Here is a 15,316-nt window from a genome sequence, read left to right as displayed (position 1 = left end):
TAAAGTGAACAAACCACGGGCCGCGTCAAGTGTCTTGACGGTTCTACGCCCCTGCCGGGTTCAACTTGGCCCGCGCCATCTGTCGCTCGATGTCGGCCAGCAACTGGGGCAATTCGCCCGGCGAGCGGATGGTATAGTCGGGCACCTGCTGCGCGTTTTCTGGGATGTGGCTGCGCTTCTTGGACCAATTCTGCCATATGCTGACAATGCCGAGCTGGTTCGCGCCGCCGATGTCCCGCTCGAGGTGGTTTCCAACCATCACGATCAATCCCGCGTCATCGGCACTCAGACCGGCTGCGGCCATGGCCTGGTCGAACATCCTCCGGTCCGGCTTCTCGCAGCCTGCGGTCTCGGAAATCACCCTCGCGTGGAAATGCGGCGTGATGCCGTGGTCGCCCAGCACCGTGTCGAAACTCCGCACTTGGCCATCCGCCACCAGCACGATCCGGTAACCCTCGCTGGCCAGCATGCGCACCATTTCGAGTGCGCCGGGAATAAGCCTGGCTTCGGTGACATAGCCCTCCGCATCGAGCTTTTCGGTGGCTTCGTTGACCAAGGTGTCCCCGCTGTCGAGAAACACCGCCTTGAGCAGTGGCTGCTCGTAGCGCACCTGTGCCAGCACCGCCTTGACCCGTCCGGGTATCCACTCGGCGAGTTCATCCCAGCTCAGCATCTCGGAATCCGCCAGGTCGAAACGCTGTTCGAAAGTGGCGCTCGGCAGAAAAGCGCGCGCCTGCAGGTAACGCTTGACGGCGCGATGATCCTCGGCCGTCACCTCGGCAAGGGCAGGGCGGAACCTGTCGTTGATCAGCACTCCGTCCAGTCCCGCCAGTTCCTGGCAGGATACGCTCGTCAGCCGCCAGTTCGCTGTCTGATCTTCGGCCGATGCGGTGAAGGCATGCTTGCCGGGCGTCGACACCAGCGTCACGCGACCACCATCAAGGGGCAGGCCGCTGCCGGCAACGGTCATGGCAAGCTTGCCGCCATGCGAGCTGGCTTCCACTGCAACTAGCTTGTCGGCGGCGTCGAGCTTGAGCCAGATATGCTCCAGTTCATAGAGGTGCTGGATGTCCCAGTCCCACCAGACGGCATATTCGATGACCTTGGCGACGCCGGTTTCGAAGGCGATGTCGAGCCGACTCGATGGCGAACGGCCGGGCGCATCCAGTATCGAGATCCCGACATGGCTGGGCAGGAAAGGCTCATTGTCGGCAAACCGGATCACCGGCGCCAGCTGCCGCGCCAGGGCAAAATCCCCAATGGTGAGTTGGTGGACTGTTGGCGACATAAGGCAGCTCCTTGGTAGCAGATTAGGATTACGCAATTGATTCAGACACTTGGCGACAGCGGCTCCTCGGGCGGAAGCGCCAACCATCGTTTCGCCCCCATCGAAGGGCACACCGTGCACCGCCGACGGAGCGCAGCCTCAACCATGTGTAAAATCGGTCGACAGATCAGTTAGCAGGCGTACAATGTACGTTCCAGCCGCGCGTGGAAAGGGAACATGCATTCCACAATTCAATTGATCAATCTTCTTGGTGCCGGAGCCCTGCTGCTCTGGGGCTTGCGGATGATCAAGACCGGCGTCATGCGGGCCTTCGGGGCATCGTTGCGGCTATGGATCGCCAAGGGCACCGGCAATCGCTTCACCGCGGTTCTGTCGGGCATCATGGCCACTCTGGCGCTGCAATCGAGTACGGCTACGGCGGTGATCACCGCCTCTTTCGCTAGCAACGGGGCCATCAACCCACGCATGGCGCAGGCGGTGATGCTCGGTGCCAATGTCGGCACGGCCATTGCCGCGGTGGTCCTGTCGCTCGACGTGCACTGGTTCGCCTCGGCCATGATCCTGGTCGGCGTGACCGTCTTCCAGCTCAGCAAGTATTCCCGCGGCAAGGGCATTGGCCGCGCCATCCTGGGCCTGGGCCTGATGCTGCTGGCGCTCCAGCTGGTGGGTGGCGTCACCGGTCCGCTCCGTGAGTCCGAGGTGATGATCGCCATCCTGAGTGGGCTCGGTGACGCGCCGGCCTTCGCGCTGATCCTTGCGTCCGTGCTGGCGCTGGTCGCTTCGTCTAGCCTTGCCGTCGTGCTCTTCGTGGCACTGCTGGCTTCGGCCGGCATCGTCTCGCCGCCGCTGGCCCTCACCCTCGTGGCCGGCGCCAATCTGGGCGGAGCCATTCCGCCGTTCCTGGCAGTGCTGCATGAAGGTGTGGAAGCGCGGCGTCTGACGCTCGCCAATCTGGTGGTGCGCGCCATTGGCGCGATCGTGCTGACCATCTTCGCCGTGCCCGCGGCCAATCTGTTGCTGGCGGTGCTGCCCAATTCCGATAGCCTCACCATCGCCGCCCATATCGGCTTCAGCCTGGTGCTGCTGGTGCTGTTCCTGCCGATCCTCGGGCCGATCGGCAAGCTGGCGGCCCTGGCCGTACCCAAGCCGGCGACGCCCGAGCGCGGCACTAACTATCTCGACGATAGTGTGCTCGATACGCCCACCATCGCGCTCGCCGCTGCCCAGCGCGAGACGCTGCGGGTCAGCGATATCGTCCTCAGCATGCTGCGCGGCAGCCTCGAAGCCCTGCGCAAGCCGGGCCCCGGCACCCGCAGCAACGTCTCGATGCTCGATGACGATGTCGACGCGCTGCACCAGGCTATCAAGCTCTACCTGACGCGCCTCGACCAGACCGAGCTCGACGCCGACGACGCCCGTCGCTCGGGCGAAATCATGAGCTTCGCCATCAATCTCGAACATATCGGGGATATCGTCGAAGGCGGCCTGTGCGATGTGGCTGCCAAGATCGCCAAGCGCCAGCTCAAATTTTCCGCCGATGGACTCGCCGAAATCGTCGCGCTCTACGAAAAGACCATCACCAATATGCAATTGAGCCAGACCGTGTTCATGACCGGTGATCCGCAACTGGCTCGCCAGCTGGTCGCAGCCAAGGTCGAGGTGCGCCAGCTCGAGGCCCGTTCGGCCAAGGCTCATATCCAGCGCGTGCGCGAGCGCGTGCCTGCCTCGGTCGAGACCAGTTCGCTGCATCTCGATATCCTGCGCGATCTCAAGCGCATCACCGCGCACCTGGCCTCGGTCGCCTATCCCATCCTCGAAACCAAGGGCGAGCTCGACGAGAGCCGCTTGCGTCCCAATCCCGTCCTCGAGCCCAAGACCGCCTCGGAATAGCCCGGAGCCTTCCATGAACTACGATGCCGTCCTCGCCGACATGGTCACCGTCGCGCGCGAAGCGGGCTCCCTGACGCTCGACTACTTCAAGCGCTTCCGCGACATCGAGATCGGCATCAAGGGTCCGGCCGATTTCGTTTCCGATGCGGACAAGGAGAGCGAACTGCTCATCCGCAAGTTCCTGTTCGAGCGCTATCCGGGCTGGAGCTTCACCGGCGAGGAATTCGACCCCGTCAACACCGACAGCGAGCATCGCTGGCTGGTCGACCCCATCGACGGCACCACCAACTTCATCAACGGCATGCACTATACCATCTCGCTGGCTTTGCGCCGTGGCAACGAGACGGTGTGCGGCGTGCTCTACAACCCTCCCGCCGACGAGATGTTCACCGCCATCGCGGGGCAGGGCGCCTTCCTGAACGGGGAAAGGCTGAGGGTCAGCGAGCAGGCCGATATTGGCCTGTTCAATATCGGCACTGGCCTGCCCACGCCGGGTCTGCAACTCTATCCCGGTTCCTACGAGCGTCTCGACGCGATCCGCGCCCCGGTTGGCGCTGTGCGCATCGTCGGCAGCGCCGCCAACAGCTGCGCCTATGTCGCCATGGGCCGGTTGACCGGCTATTACGAGGAAACTGGCTTTGTCGACACAGCGGCGGGCATCCTGCTCGTGCAGGAAGCCGGCGGCGTCGTCACCGATTGGTGGGGCAGGGGGCCGGAATTCTACGAGCGAACGGGAGCGCTTATTGTCGCGAACAAGGCCACGCATGCGTTTCTGATCGAGAAGCTCAAGGACGTGCCGCGAAAGGATCCGAAGTAGGACCCTGTTATAGTGCCCATCATCAGCCCCAAAATGGATCGTCACCCTCGGGCTTGACCCGAGGGCTCTTCACTTGCGGACAGCTCGGTCAGTACAGAGCCCTCGGGTCAAGCCCCAGGGTGACGATCGGCGGGTGTGCATGGCTTGGCCTGCTTCACCCCATCAACGCCGCCAACCCCTCCGGATCATCCGTCGTAATCTGATCGACCCTTAGCTCCAGCAGCCGTTGCACCCTTGGCCTGCTCTCGTGATCCGCCCGCTGGATCGTATAGGCATCGATCCGCCGCCCCTCGGCGTGAAAGGCCGCGACGATATCGAAACCCGCCCGATCCGCCTCCAGCACCAGCGGCCAGGCGAGGTAAATCATCTCGGCCCTGGGCGATGCTGCCACCGCATCGCGCACGAAACCGGCAAAATCCCGCGTTTCCATCAGTCGCTCGAAGGCACCGGCATGGCAAGGGTCATAGCCGATGCGCAGCCCTTCCACGCCCGCCGTCAGCAGCCGCACCGAAGCAGCGTCGCCCGATGACAGGATCATGTGCCGCGCCACGGGCGCCACGCTGTCCTTGAACGAGGCCACCGCCGCCGCGTCGAGCACCCTGGCATCTTCCTTGTAGTCGAGCTGCAGCAGCGCGTCGGGATGCAGCCCACCCCCCGCCAGCAGCGCGCACAGGTCCTCCAGCAGCATCACCCGCTCGCTCAGCGGCGTCCCGTCATTGCCCCGCAGGTACAAGCTACGCAAGGCCTCCGCGCCGAGTTCGGCAACCTTGCCGTTACCGGTCGTTTCGCGTTCGACGCTCAGGTCATGCAGCACCGCATAGCCCCGGTCGGCATGGATCACCAGGTCCACCTCGACGCTCGCGCCCAGCCGCATGCCCTCGAGGATGCGCCCCCCGGTAAACACCGGGTCGCTCGCCTTGCGTCTCGCCCGATGCCACTTCAGCCAGGTGCGATGGCCATCGCGAGTGAGGTAGAGCGGATCGGTCATGTCAGGCCCGGTGGATCACCACGCCGTCCCGATAGGCAGCGATGGCCCTGGGAGACAGGGTCACGCCCTGGCCCGCCCTGAACATATCGGGATGGCTCACCATGGCCTTTACCCGCGTAGAGTCATTGAGCTCGAGATCGACCAGCCCATGCGTGCCATAGTCGGTGACTCGGTGCACCTTGCCCTGGCTGCCCTCGCCGGCAACAGTGAGGTCCAGCGCTTCCGGCCGAACGGCGAGGATGGCCGGACCGTCGCTCACCGGCAGGGGCGTCGAATAACCCCCCTTGCTGAACATGCCATTGGCGACATTGCCTTCGATCAGGTTCATCGTGCCGATAAAGCCGGCCACGAACGGCGTGCGCGGCTCGCGATAGACCACGTCCGGCCGGTCGATCTGCTCGGTCTTGCCGTCCCGCATCACCACGATCCGGTCGGCCATCGACAGCGCCTCGTCCTGGCCATGCGTTACGAACAGAGTCGTGATCTTGAGACGCTGCTGGATGTCGCGCACCTCTTCGCGAAGTCTTTCGCGCAAGTGCTGGTCCAGACTCGCAAACGGTTCGTCGAGCAGCAGGATTTTGGGCTCGAGCACCAGCGATCGCGCCAGCGCCACACGCTGCTGCTGCCCGCCCGAAAGCTTGGCGACATGCCGCGCGCCGTAGCCATTGAGGCCCACCAGGTCGAGCACGGCCTCGACGCGCCGCTTGATCTCGTCCGGCGCCACCTTGCGCAGCTTGAGACCGAAGGCCAGGTTCTTGAACACATTCATATGCGTCCACAGCGCGTGGCTCTGGAACACCATCCCTGTCGGGCGCTTTTCCGGCGGCACATGCGTGATGTCCTCGCCGTCGATCGTCATCTCGCCCGAAGTCGGCCGCTCGAAGCCGCCAACCATGCGCAGCAGCGTCGACTTGCCCGAACCCGAGGGACCAAGCAGGCACACCAGCTCGCCATCGGCAACATCGAGCGAGAAATTCTCCACGGCCCGCACGCCGCCGGCGAAAATCTTGGAAACGTCTTTGATCTTGAGAACGGACATAATCTTCCTAGCCCCCGAAACCGCGGGCAAACGAACCGGAATTGACGACGCGCCGCGCAAACAGCAGCGCGATGAAGCTGGGCACCCAGAGCAGCACCGACAGCACCGCGCCATATTGGATGACCGGCTGGTTGTTGATGAACGAGATCATCAGCACCGGCAGCGTGCGCACCTGCGGCGCGCCGATCAGCCAGGCGCCTTCCGTCTCGTAGAACGTGCCCACAAAGCTCAGCAGCACCGCTGCGGCGATGGTCGGCCCGGCTTGGGGCAGGGTGATCGACCAGAATACCCGCATCGGGCTGGCGCCGACGTCGCGCGCCGCTTCTTCCATGCGCCGGTCCACCGACTGGAACGCCGCAACCGGAATCCAGATCATGAACAGCAGCGTGCCAACCAGCTGGATCAGCACCACGCCCCAGAAGGTGCCGATGAGATTGAGCTGGAGGAAAATGCCGGCAATGGCCACAAGCAGGCCGAATTTGGGGAAGGCGTGGCCGGCCAGGAACGAGAAGAACAGGATGTTGCGACCTGGAAAATCCAGCCGGGCAAAGGCATAGGCGGCGGGCAGGCAGATCAGGGCCGAGAGCAACGTCACCGTCATCGCCAGCGTCAGGCTCATCGTGATCGAGCTCCAGACGTCGGCACGGGCAAGCGTTTGGTTCCAGAACCTGAGCCCGAATTCCTGCGGTATGACCGAGGGGAAGCGCCAGACATTGGTAAAGGCCCAGGTGCCCACCACGACCAGCGGCAGCACGATGACCAGGGTCAGTACAACGGCAAAGATGATGCCCGTCCAGTCGATCGGGCGGCGGATGGCAGCTGAGGTCATGGCGCCTGGTTCCTGGCGACCGAGCGCACATAGAAGAGCCCGAACAGGATGCAGAAGCCAAAGGTGATCACCGCCTGGGTGATGGCCGTCTGTGGCTCGAACAACTCGCGGAAGGTGCGCTGCATGAACGGGCCCATCATTTCCGGCGCCGCCGGGCCCAGCACATAGGGCAGCGTAAAGGCCGAGAAGATGCCCAGCACAGCGAACGAAATCGCCACCAGGATCGAGTTCGAGATGCGCGGCAGGATGATGTGCCAGAGCAGGGCAAACCGCCCCGCGCCGACATCGCGCGCCGCTTCGATCGCCTGGTTGGACACATTGCCAAGCCCCGACAGCAGGATCAGCACGGTCAGCGGGATATTGTCCCAGACCAGGCCAATCACCGGCCCCCAGGGCGTCAGGTAGGGCGACCGGATCTTGGGCAGGCCGACCGCATTGAGCACCAGGTCGACCGTGCCGTTCGGCCCCAGCACGCGGATGAAGGCGAAACTCAGGATGATCGAGGGGACGAACATCGGGAAGATGGCGAGGCCCTGCACATAGGCGGCCACCCTGCTATCCGAAAAGCGCAGGTAAAGGGCAATGGGCAGGCAAACCACCAACAGCAGGACGGCGCACACGCCCGTGGTCCACAGCGTGATGGAGAGGTTGGACAGGCTGTAGCTGTCCGAGAAGAAGAAGCGGTAGGTCTCCAGCGAGACCGCGCCGCCACCGTCCGGCGTCTTGATCCAGACGGTCTGGATCACCGCCGAAATGATCGGCCAGATGATAAGCCAGATCACCAGCAACACGGGAATGGCGACCAGCAGGAGGCCGATGGGCCTCCTGCGCTCGGGTGCGGCGAGCACTGGGTGGCTCGCGTCGATTGTTGTCACGAAGCCGGGTCCACGTTTGGCGCCACGGCACGATACCAGCCGTCATTGATGGCCTTTTCCCAGTCTCCGCTCGGGAAGTTGGGAATGGTCTGCGGAATGAGATCGGCGAACTTTTCGCGCAGTTCGGCCGATACATAATCCCACGATACGCCGGGGAAGCCGCCCAGTTCGGTGAGCACCGCCGACTGGATTTCTTCGCTGAGGAGGAAGTCGGCGAGCTTGAGCGCGGCGTCCTTGTTGGTGCCGTTGGTCAGCACGGCCAGCTTGGTGAAGCCACCGGGCAGGCCGAGGTCCTGCAACTGCACCAGGCCCGTGGTTTCCGGCAGCACGCCCTGGGCGATGGCCGACAGCGCCTGGTCCGACCAGGCCGGGATCATCGTTACGGCCGATTGGCCGAGCAGCTGGATGGACTGGGTATTGCCCGACGTATAGGCGCCGCCATCGAACAGCGACGGGGCTAGGTCCTTGAGGATGTCCCAGGCCGGGTTGAGCATCGCCTCGCCGGCTTCTGCCGTGTAATTGTCGACGGTGAACTTGGCCGGGTCCTTGCCATTGGCCTCGTAGATGGCGCGGCGCACGAAATTGCCGCCCGAGCCGCCCTTGTTGGGGCGGTTGTAGATGAACTGGCCGGGATTGGCCTTGATCCACGCAACCAGGTCCGCAAAGGTCTTGGGCACATTGGCCGGGTCGAGCTTGGTCGTATCGTAGGCGAGCAAGACCTGCGAACCGCGATAGGGCAGGTTGGTCGGAATGTCGAAGGCCAGCGGATTGATCTTGGAATAGTTGCTGAGACCCGCCTGTTCAAAGTCGACGAACAGGCCTTTTGCGATGCCGTCCACCGTCACGCGGCTGTCGAAGCCTTCCAGCAGGTCCGCCTGCGGATCCTGGCCGCCGGCCAGGGCCGCCAGGGCGCGGTCGGCGATGGCCGCCACGCCGGCACCATCGCCGCCATCCACCAGGTTGAGCGTCAGGCCGGCATTGGCTGCCTCGAACTTCGGCTTCACCACATTGGTCCAGAAGTCGATGACGTTCTGGTCCGAGCTGAAATAGACGTCGATGACGCCTTCGGCGCCAAACGACATGCGGGGCAGCATCAGGGCGCCGGCAAATGTGCCGGCTGCAAGCATGAATTCACGCCGTTTCATTGTCATCTCCCAAAGTCCGTTCCTTGGAACGGATGTTCCACGAAGCGGGCAGGTCCGCTCGTAGGTTTCATCGATCTTGCGTCGACCTCTCCCGAACGAAAGCTAACTCCCGGTCGAAAATTAAAGCAAGCGGAAAACCCGCAGGCAGGCGACGATACGATGCCGGGTACAAATCACAGCTCTGCGACAGTGATGTAACAAGTCCCGCCCCGGCCATCTTCGCGCGCTACCGCCAGCCGGCGCCTTGGTAAGATGACAGTGTAACGCTTTGTCAGTGCCCGCATAACTGCCCAAGAAGAACCGTCGAAGCGACGCGCTGAAATGCGGCGCGACTGGTAGCGATTTCAATCGGCGTGACATTGTTCGGCGGCAGGTCTCGAGAGCGTGGGCGGGCCAAGCCGAAAATTCGCACGCTTTCGGGTACCGTTCGGATGCTTTCGAATGAACCCGCCAAATCGTTCCAGTAACGGAACAGAATTTCCATGCATGCTGGCGGGAAAGCATGGAATCGTTTTCGCGCATTAGCCCGGCAAGTCTTCCCGCTGCATGGGCGTCCTGCTTCCACCGGCATGGCATCCGGCGCGGCGATGGCGCAGGCTGTTCAGGCATGCAACCAGGAAGGGTCCGCACCAAGCCGCAAGCGCGGGCCCTTCTTTGCTGTCAGATGCGTGCCGCCAGTTCTTCGAGCTGGGCGGCGCATAGGCCCCAGCCTTCATGGAAACCCATCTGCTTGTGCGCCGTCGCGTCTTCGGCGCTCCAGTGTCGGGCGATTGCTGTGTACCGGGTCTTGCCCTCTCCGGCGTCCTCGAACGTCAGGATGGCGGTGAAGAAGGGCTTGGCCGAAGGCGCCCAGTCGCCGGTATAAGCGTCGGTGAAGACCAGCTTCTCGTTGGGCACGATCTCCAGGTATTGGCCGGCATTGGGATACTCGTTGCCGTCCTCGTCAGCCATGGTGAAAAGGCTGCCGCCACCGACGCGGAAGTCCGTCACTATCTTGGGCGTGGTCCAGGGCTTGGGCGCAAACCACTGCTTGAGCAGGTCCGGCTGGGTCCAGCACTGATAGACCTTGTCGCGCGGCGCATTGAGCACGCGGCTCAGTACGAGATCGCGATCAGTATCCTGGGTGGGAAGGGTGATGGTCATTTTGCTGCTCCTGATTGGCTTTCATGTCAGCGACGAACGGCATCGGTGCGCTTCGACAAGCCAACAGGCATTTTTTTCTTTTCGTTCGCTACCGGCCCAGCGCCTTCAGCGATGGCCGCAGGTGGCCGGCGTTCTCGGTGAGCAGAGCCTCGGCACTGCGGACATCGACGGCTCCAACCGCAAGCAAGATCGCCACCTTCACTGCCCCGCCGGCTTTGTCCAGCGCCGCGGCGGCCCGATCTTCCGGGACCTCGCTTACTGCCATAACGATGCGTCTGGCTCGTTCGCGCAGTTTGGTATTGTCGGCTACCAGGTTGACCATGAAGCCGTCATGCACATGCCCCAGATGAACCGCCATCATGGTCGAGAGCATATTGAGCGCAATCTTCTGTGCCGTCCCCGCGCCCATGCGGGTCGACCCGGCAATCACCTCCGGCGGCGTCGGCAGGCAGATGGCGACGTCGACCCTGTCGAAGAGCGGCGCCCCCTCATTGTTGCTGATGCCAATCGTCCTGGCTCCTGCAGCCCGCGCTGCCTCCACTGCCGCCATCGGGTAAGGCGTATAGCCGCTGGCCGTCAGCGCGATGATGCAGTCCCCCGGCCCAGCCCCGGCCTCCGCAATCTCGGCACGAGCCGCATCCGCATCGTCTTCGGGCGCCCCCGCCATGTTGGTCAATCCGGCAACACCGCCGGCCAGCAACACCTTGATGCGTTCGCCTGCCAGGCCATACGTCCCCGGCAACTCCAGTGCATCGGCGAGCGCCATCAAACCTGAACTGCCCGCCGCCACATAGACCAGCCTGCCTCCCGCGCGGATGCAGTCGGCTGCCAAATGCGCCGCCCTGGCGATGTATGGTACGGCCGCCTGCACGGCGCGCGCAGCGTCGACCTGCGCCTCAGCCAGAATCGCCAACGCCTCTTCCGGCCGACGGGTGTCGAAGCCTTTGGCGCTCGCATGGATCATCTCGGTTCGGGTCGCGCTCATGCCGTTCTCCGCTCCGTGCGATAATGCCAAAAAAATACCACTTGTCCAGCCAAGGGCGGAAATCTTGCCGCATTGGCAGCGCAATGGACGTCAAAAGCTCAATTCCGCCAGCGCAATGCGCTGATTGTGCAGAATCCTGAATTGGGGGTTGGTCAATGGTATTTTATTGGTATTATGGTCGCGCAGGAAGGTGGCGTGGCCAACGTGGACACATTTAGTGTTATGGATTGCGCGGCCGATCGCAGCAAGGCAAGGGGGGAATAGTGGCCGACGTTTCGAACGGTTTCTTTGCCGATGGCCCCGTCGTGCTTCCCTCCGGCGGCCCGCTATATCTGCAGCTCAAGCGCTGGATCGAGGACGCCATTCACAATGGCGCCATCAACCCTGGCGATGCCCTGCCATCCGAACGGGACCTGGCCACCAAAGTCGACGTGTCGCGCGTTACCGTCCGCAAGGCCGTACTGCAACTGGTCAAGGACGGCGTGCTTGTGCAACGCCATGGCTCGGGCACTTTCGTCGCTCCGCAGACCCAGCGCGTCGAGCAGTCGCTGTCGCAACTGACCTCATTCACCGAAGATATGGCGCGACGCGGCATGGCCGTGCGCGCCGAGTGGCTCGATCGCGGTCTCTACCTCCCGTCGCCCGAGGAAACCATTATTCTAGGCCTGTCGTCGGGCGAGCAGGTCGCGCGTATCTCGCGCCTGCGCCTCACCGGCGAAACCCCCTTGGCGATCGAGCGTGCCAGTCTATCCGCCCGCGTACTGCCAGATCCCGGCGCGATCGGCGACAGCCTCTACAAGCATCTCGACAAGTCAGGCAATCGCCCCATCCGCGCCATCCAGCGCATCCGCGCCGCCAATCTAGGCGAGGAGGATGCGGAACTGCTGCGAGTGCCGGCAGGGTCCGCCGGTCTCAACATTGAGCGGACCTCCTATCTCGCTTCGGGGCGCGTCATAGAATTCACCCGCTCCATCTATCGGGGCGACACCTATGACTTTGTCGCCGAACTGCGGCTCGGCGATTCTTCCACTTCGGGAGGCAGCAAGACGTGACGACCCAGACCTTCATGCGGCAGGAAGTCGAGGCCATTCCAGGCGTCGTCGCCAATTTTCTCGATAACAGTGGCATGGTGCTCGATGCCGCCGCCGCCGCACTGCGCGAGCGCGATCCCGCTCTGGTCGTCACAGTGGCGCGCGGTTCCTCGGATCACGCCTGCTCCTATCTTAAATACGCCATCGAACTCACGTTGGGCCTGCCGGTTGCCTCTATCGGCCCCTCGATCGCCTCCATCTACGGCAAGGATCTCAAGCTCGGCAGCGCTGCTGCCATCGCCGTCTCGCAATCGGGTAAATCGCCCGATATCGTCGGCATGACCCAGTCAGCGCGCCGTTCGGGCGCCACCACCATTGCCGTAACCAATACGTCCGACTCTCCCCTGGCCGACGCTTCCGACTTCACCATCGACCTCCATGCCGGGGTGGAAAAATCCGTCGCCGCGACCAAGACCTTCGTCACCTCGGTCGTCGCCGGCCTGGCGCTCATTGCCCGTTGGAGCGGCGACAACGCGCTGCGTTCGGCCATCGACGAACTGCCGAATTCGCTTGCCAAGGCCGTGGCCTGCGACTGGTCAGAACTGGCAAGCGCTCTTGACGGGCATGATGCACTTTATGTCCTTGGCCGCGGCCCGGGCTTCGCCATCGCCAACGAAGCCGCGCTCAAGTTCAAGGAGACCTGCAACATCCAGGCCGAATCCTACAGCGCCGCCGAAGTCATGCATGGCCCCGTTGCCATTGTGACGCGCGGCTATCCGGTCCTCGGCCTGGCCGCTCGCGACGCTGCCGAGGCATCCGTGGCCGACATGGCGCACAAGCTGGCCGGGCAGGGTGCTCTGGCATTCCTCACCAGCAGCCGACCCGGCGCGGCGAAAGCCCTGCCTTTCGCGACCACTGGCCATCCGCTGACCGACCCGCTTGCCCTCATCGTCTCCTTTTACGGTTTCGTCGAAGCCCTTTCGCGCCGTCGTGGCCTCAACCCGGACGTGCCACCCGCGCTCAAGAAGGTCACCGAAACGGTATGAGCGACCTGCTGGCCATTTCCGGCGCCCGCATCTTTGATGGCGAGGCTTGGCATGACGATGCGGCGCTGCTGGTCGAGTTTGGCCACGTCTCGAGCGTCGTCCGTGCAGATGCCGTCCCGGACCATGCCGAAGCCGTTCATCTCGAAGGCGGATCCGTGGTGCCGGGCTTCATCGATCTCCAGGTCAATGGGGGTGGCGGCGTGCTGTTCAACAACGATCCTTCGGTCGGCGCCATCCGGACAATCTGCGCGGCGCATGCTCAGTTCGGCACGACAGCCCTGCTGCCAACGCTGATTACCGATACCGTTGCCGTGAACATCGCCGCCATCGATGCCGGCAAAGCGGCGGTGGCGCAGGGTATTCCAGGATTTATCGGTCTCCACCTCGAGGGGCCGCATCTCTCGCTCGCCCGCAAGGGCACGCATGACGGCGCGCTGATCCGTCCCATGGACGATGCTGACCTCGCCCGCCTCCTTGCCGCGCGCAGCCAGCTCCCCAATCTGCTCTGCACCGTGGCGCCCGAAACCGTCACGCCCGCGCAGATATCGGCACTAGCCGAGGCCGGCATTATCGTCAGTCTGGGTCACACCGACGCCAGCGCGGCCACTGCCGACGCCGCCTTTGCGGCCGGGGCCACCATGGCGACGCACCTGTTCAATGCCATGAGCCAATTGGGCAATCGCGAACCTGGCGTGGTCGGGACGGCGCTAACGACCGAGGGAATCCATGCCGGGCTCATAGCCGACGGGATTCACGTTCATCCGGCCAGCATCCAGATTGCCCTTCGGGCTCAATCGGGCGGCGGCCATATCTTCCTTGTCACCGACGCCATGTCGCAAACCGGCACCGACCTCGTCACGCTGACGCTCAACGGCCGCACGATCACCCGCGCCGATGGCGCGCTGCGACTGGCCGATGGCACCCTGGCCGGCGCCGACCTCGATATGATCGACGCAGTCGAGTTCATGCATGTCCGGATGGGCCTTGCCTTCGAGGAGGCCATTCGCATGGCCTCGCTCTATCCCGCGCGCGCCATGGGCATCGATGCCGAGTATGGCCATCTCCGGCCCGGTGCCGTTGCGAGCTTCGTCCATCTGTCCGACAGCCGTCGCGTCCAGGCGACGTGGATCGGCGGCGGGCAGGTTTTCCGTGCCTGATCAGCCGCGACCGATATAGGGCATGTTCGTCGCCATCACGGTCATGAACTGAACATTGGCCGACAGCGGCAGCCCAGCCATGTAGAGCAGGGCATCCACAACGTGGCTCACGTCGAATGTCGGCTCTGGCACGATGGTGCCATTGGCCTGCAGCGATCCGCTATTCATGTGACTCGTCATGTCGGTGGCCGCGTTGCCGATGTCGATCTGCCCACAGGCAATGCTGAAAGCGCGCCCATCCAGCGAAATCGCCTTGGTCAGCCCCGTGATGGCGTGCTTGGTGGCGGTGTAGGAGGCAGCGCCTGGGCGGGGCACATAGGCCGAGATCGATCCGTTGTTGATGATCCGTCCCCCTTGCGGGTTCTGATCGCGCATCGCCCGAAAAGCCTCGCGCGCGACATAGAAGGCGCCGTTGAGGTTGGTATCGACCATTTCCTGCCAGGTCACCACGTCGAGGTCACCGAACGACACCGCTGGCGCGAAGCGGCCCGCATTGTTGAATACCAGGTCGATCCGGCCATAGGCTTCTTTGACCCCCGTGAAGAAATGCGCGACCGCGTTCGGATCGGTCACGTCGCACTCCGCCCAATAACCCTTGGTCCTGGCGGCGGTCGCCCGCAGAGCATCAGCCCGGCGCCCGCAGATGGCGACATCATATCCTGCTGCGGCAAGACCAAGGGCTGCCGCGCGCCCGATACCCGAACTCCCGCCCGTCACCACCGCAACCTTGTTCATGTCCGCTCCCAATTGTGGCGAAGCAGTCAACCTGCCTCATCGTTTTCCGATTCCCGGCACATTCGCGCCGTATCGTCGCTACGTCTATGGCGAAGGTTCCATCGCCTCCCGCCTGCCGACGCTTTACCGCGGCGCGACGATATGACGGCTCCAAACCCCCGCAAACGTTGGAATTTTAACGCTTCGTTCAGGCGGGTTAACAGGTCGTTTCCATCTGTGTGCTGAATCTGCAACATCCGCTTCTCAACCATATTGCTCCACCCGCAAAACGGCTTTTGCGCGATTGCGTCATTTTCTTCGATGCGTAGAGTGGGTCTTGCGAATCCATGCATGGGATCGTTTGTCGGT

General features: G+C 63.4%; 15 protein-coding genes. 6 read left to right on the top strand and 9 right to left on the bottom strand.

Going from position 1 to position 15,316, the window contains the following annotated elements; all coding sequences use genetic code 11:
• Window positions 1–43: 43 nt before the first annotated feature.
• Window positions 44–1,288 (bottom strand): HAD family hydrolase, encoded by a 1,245-nt coding sequence (locus JI749_RS13785; protein WP_201654992.1) that lies wholly within the window; start codon window positions 1,286–1,288, stop codon window positions 44–46.
• Between the two features lie 216 nt (window positions 1,289–1,504).
• Between JI749_RS13785 and JI749_RS13780 the strand changes: the two genes are divergently transcribed.
• Window positions 1,505–3,178, top strand: a complete 1,674-nt coding sequence (locus JI749_RS13780; protein WP_201654989.1) for a Na/Pi cotransporter family protein — start codon at window positions 1,505–1,507, stop codon at window positions 3,176–3,178.
• A 13-nt stretch (window positions 3,179–3,191) separates the two neighbouring features.
• Window positions 3,192–3,995, top strand: a complete 804-nt coding sequence (locus JI749_RS13775) for an inositol monophosphatase family protein (RefSeq protein WP_201654986.1) — start codon at window positions 3,192–3,194, stop codon at window positions 3,993–3,995.
• A 154-nt stretch (window positions 3,996–4,149) separates the two neighbouring features.
• Here JI749_RS13775 and JI749_RS13770 read toward each other — a convergent pair whose 3' ends face one another.
• The 7 genes from JI749_RS13770 to JI749_RS13740 all read right to left on the bottom strand — a co-directional run bounded on the left by JI749_RS13770 (window position 4,150) and on the right by JI749_RS13740 (window position 10,999).
• Window positions 4,150–4,983: a glycerophosphodiester phosphodiesterase gene (locus JI749_RS13770; protein ID WP_201654983.1), complete on the bottom strand. Its 834-nt coding sequence runs from the start codon at window positions 4,981–4,983 to the stop codon at window positions 4,150–4,152.
• Between the two features lies 1 nt (window position 4,984).
• Entirely contained in the window at window positions 4,985–6,022 is a 1,038-nt protein-coding gene (locus JI749_RS13765) for an ABC transporter ATP-binding protein (RefSeq protein ID WP_201654980.1), read from the bottom strand.
• 7 nt (window positions 6,023–6,029) lie between these two features.
• Entirely contained in the window at window positions 6,030–6,851 is an 822-nt protein-coding gene (locus tag JI749_RS13760) for an ABC transporter permease (RefSeq protein ID WP_201654977.1), read from the bottom strand.
• The gene (locus JI749_RS13755; RefSeq protein ID WP_201654974.1) at window positions 6,848–7,726 is read right to left on the bottom strand and encodes an ABC transporter permease; all 879 of its coding nucleotides are present in this window, start codon (window positions 7,724–7,726) and stop codon (window positions 6,848–6,850) included. Before JI749_RS13755 ends, JI749_RS13760 begins: the two co-directional genes overlap by 4 nt.
• Window positions 7,723–8,871, bottom strand: coding sequence for an extracellular solute-binding protein (locus JI749_RS13750; RefSeq protein WP_201654971.1), 1,149 nt, complete (start codon window positions 8,869–8,871; stop codon window positions 7,723–7,725). Before JI749_RS13750 ends, JI749_RS13755 begins: the two co-directional genes overlap by 4 nt.
• 660 nt (window positions 8,872–9,531) lie before the next feature.
• Window positions 9,532–10,014: an SRPBCC family protein gene (locus JI749_RS13745; RefSeq protein ID WP_201654968.1), complete on the bottom strand. Its 483-nt coding sequence runs from the start codon at window positions 10,012–10,014 to the stop codon at window positions 9,532–9,534.
• An 88-nt stretch (window positions 10,015–10,102) separates the two neighbouring features.
• Window positions 10,103–10,999: an N-acetylmuramic acid 6-phosphate etherase gene (locus tag JI749_RS13740; protein WP_201654965.1), complete on the bottom strand. Its 897-nt coding sequence runs from the start codon at window positions 10,997–10,999 to the stop codon at window positions 10,103–10,105.
• Between the two features lie 72 nt (window positions 11,000–11,071).
• Between JI749_RS13740 and JI749_RS13735 the strand changes: the two genes are divergently transcribed.
• The 4 genes from JI749_RS13735 to nagA are packed head-to-tail and all read left to right on the top strand — an operon-like array spanning window position 11,072 to window position 14,233.
• Window positions 11,072–11,263, top strand: coding sequence for a hypothetical protein (locus JI749_RS13735; RefSeq protein WP_201654962.1), 192 nt, complete (start codon window positions 11,072–11,074; stop codon window positions 11,261–11,263).
• Window positions 11,263–12,051: a GntR family transcriptional regulator gene (locus JI749_RS13730; protein WP_201654959.1), complete on the top strand. Its 789-nt coding sequence runs from the start codon at window positions 11,263–11,265 to the stop codon at window positions 12,049–12,051. Before JI749_RS13735 ends, JI749_RS13730 begins: the two co-directional genes overlap by 1 nt.
• Window positions 12,048–13,076 carry an SIS domain-containing protein gene (locus JI749_RS13725; RefSeq protein ID WP_201654956.1) on the top strand — a complete coding sequence of 343 codons (1,029 nt, stop codon included), beginning with the start codon at window positions 12,048–12,050 and terminating at the stop codon, window positions 13,074–13,076. The genes JI749_RS13730 and JI749_RS13725 overlap by 4 nt, the downstream gene beginning before the upstream one ends.
• Window positions 13,073–14,233, top strand: coding sequence for an N-acetylglucosamine-6-phosphate deacetylase (gene nagA, locus JI749_RS13720; protein WP_201654953.1), 1,161 nt, complete (start codon window positions 13,073–13,075; stop codon window positions 14,231–14,233). Before JI749_RS13725 ends, nagA begins: the two co-directional genes overlap by 4 nt.
• Here nagA and JI749_RS13715 read toward each other — a convergent pair whose 3' ends face one another.
• Complete coding sequence (locus JI749_RS13715; protein ID WP_201654950.1) at window positions 14,234–14,968, bottom strand: SDR family oxidoreductase; 735 nt, start codon at window positions 14,966–14,968, stop codon at window positions 14,234–14,236.
• Between the last annotated feature and the right edge of the window lie 348 nt (window positions 14,969–15,316).

The sequence above is a fragment of the Devosia oryziradicis genome (assembly GCF_016698645.1).
GTDB lineage: Bacteria > Pseudomonadota > Alphaproteobacteria > Rhizobiales > Devosiaceae > Devosia > Devosia oryziradicis.
Note: the sequence above shows the minus strand (reverse complement) of the source record. Positions and strands in the feature narration are given on the sequence as shown.

Coding starts and splice junctions, on each gene's coding strand:
- nagA (WP_201654953.1), top strand. CDS start 13,073: ATGAGCGACCTGCTGGCCATTTCCGGCGCCCGCATCTTTGATGGCGAG.
- JI749_RS13745 (WP_201654968.1), bottom strand. CDS start 10,014: ATGACCATCACCCTTCCCACCCAGGATACTGATCGCGATCTCGTACTG.
- JI749_RS13775 (WP_201654986.1), top strand. CDS start 3,192: ATGAACTACGATGCCGTCCTCGCCGACATGGTCACCGTCGCGCGCGAA.
- JI749_RS13760 (WP_201654977.1), bottom strand. CDS start 6,851: ATGACCTCAGCTGCCATCCGCCGCCCGATCGACTGGACGGGCATCATC.
- JI749_RS13750 (WP_201654971.1), bottom strand. CDS start 8,871: ATGAAACGGCGTGAATTCATGCTTGCAGCCGGCACATTTGCCGGCGCC.
- JI749_RS13785 (WP_201654992.1), bottom strand. CDS start 1,288: ATGTCGCCAACAGTCCACCAACTCACCATTGGGGATTTTGCCCTGGCG.
- JI749_RS13780 (WP_201654989.1), top strand. CDS start 1,505: ATGCATTCCACAATTCAATTGATCAATCTTCTTGGTGCCGGAGCCCTG.
- JI749_RS13765 (WP_201654980.1), bottom strand. CDS start 6,022: ATGTCCGTTCTCAAGATCAAAGACGTTTCCAAGATTTTCGCCGGCGGC.
- JI749_RS13740 (WP_201654965.1), bottom strand. CDS start 10,999: ATGAGCGCGACCCGAACCGAGATGATCCATGCGAGCGCCAAAGGCTTC.
- JI749_RS13715 (WP_201654950.1), bottom strand. CDS start 14,968: ATGAACAAGGTTGCGGTGGTGACGGGCGGGAGTTCGGGTATCGGGCGC.
- JI749_RS13770 (WP_201654983.1), bottom strand. CDS start 4,983: ATGACCGATCCGCTCTACCTCACTCGCGATGGCCATCGCACCTGGCTG.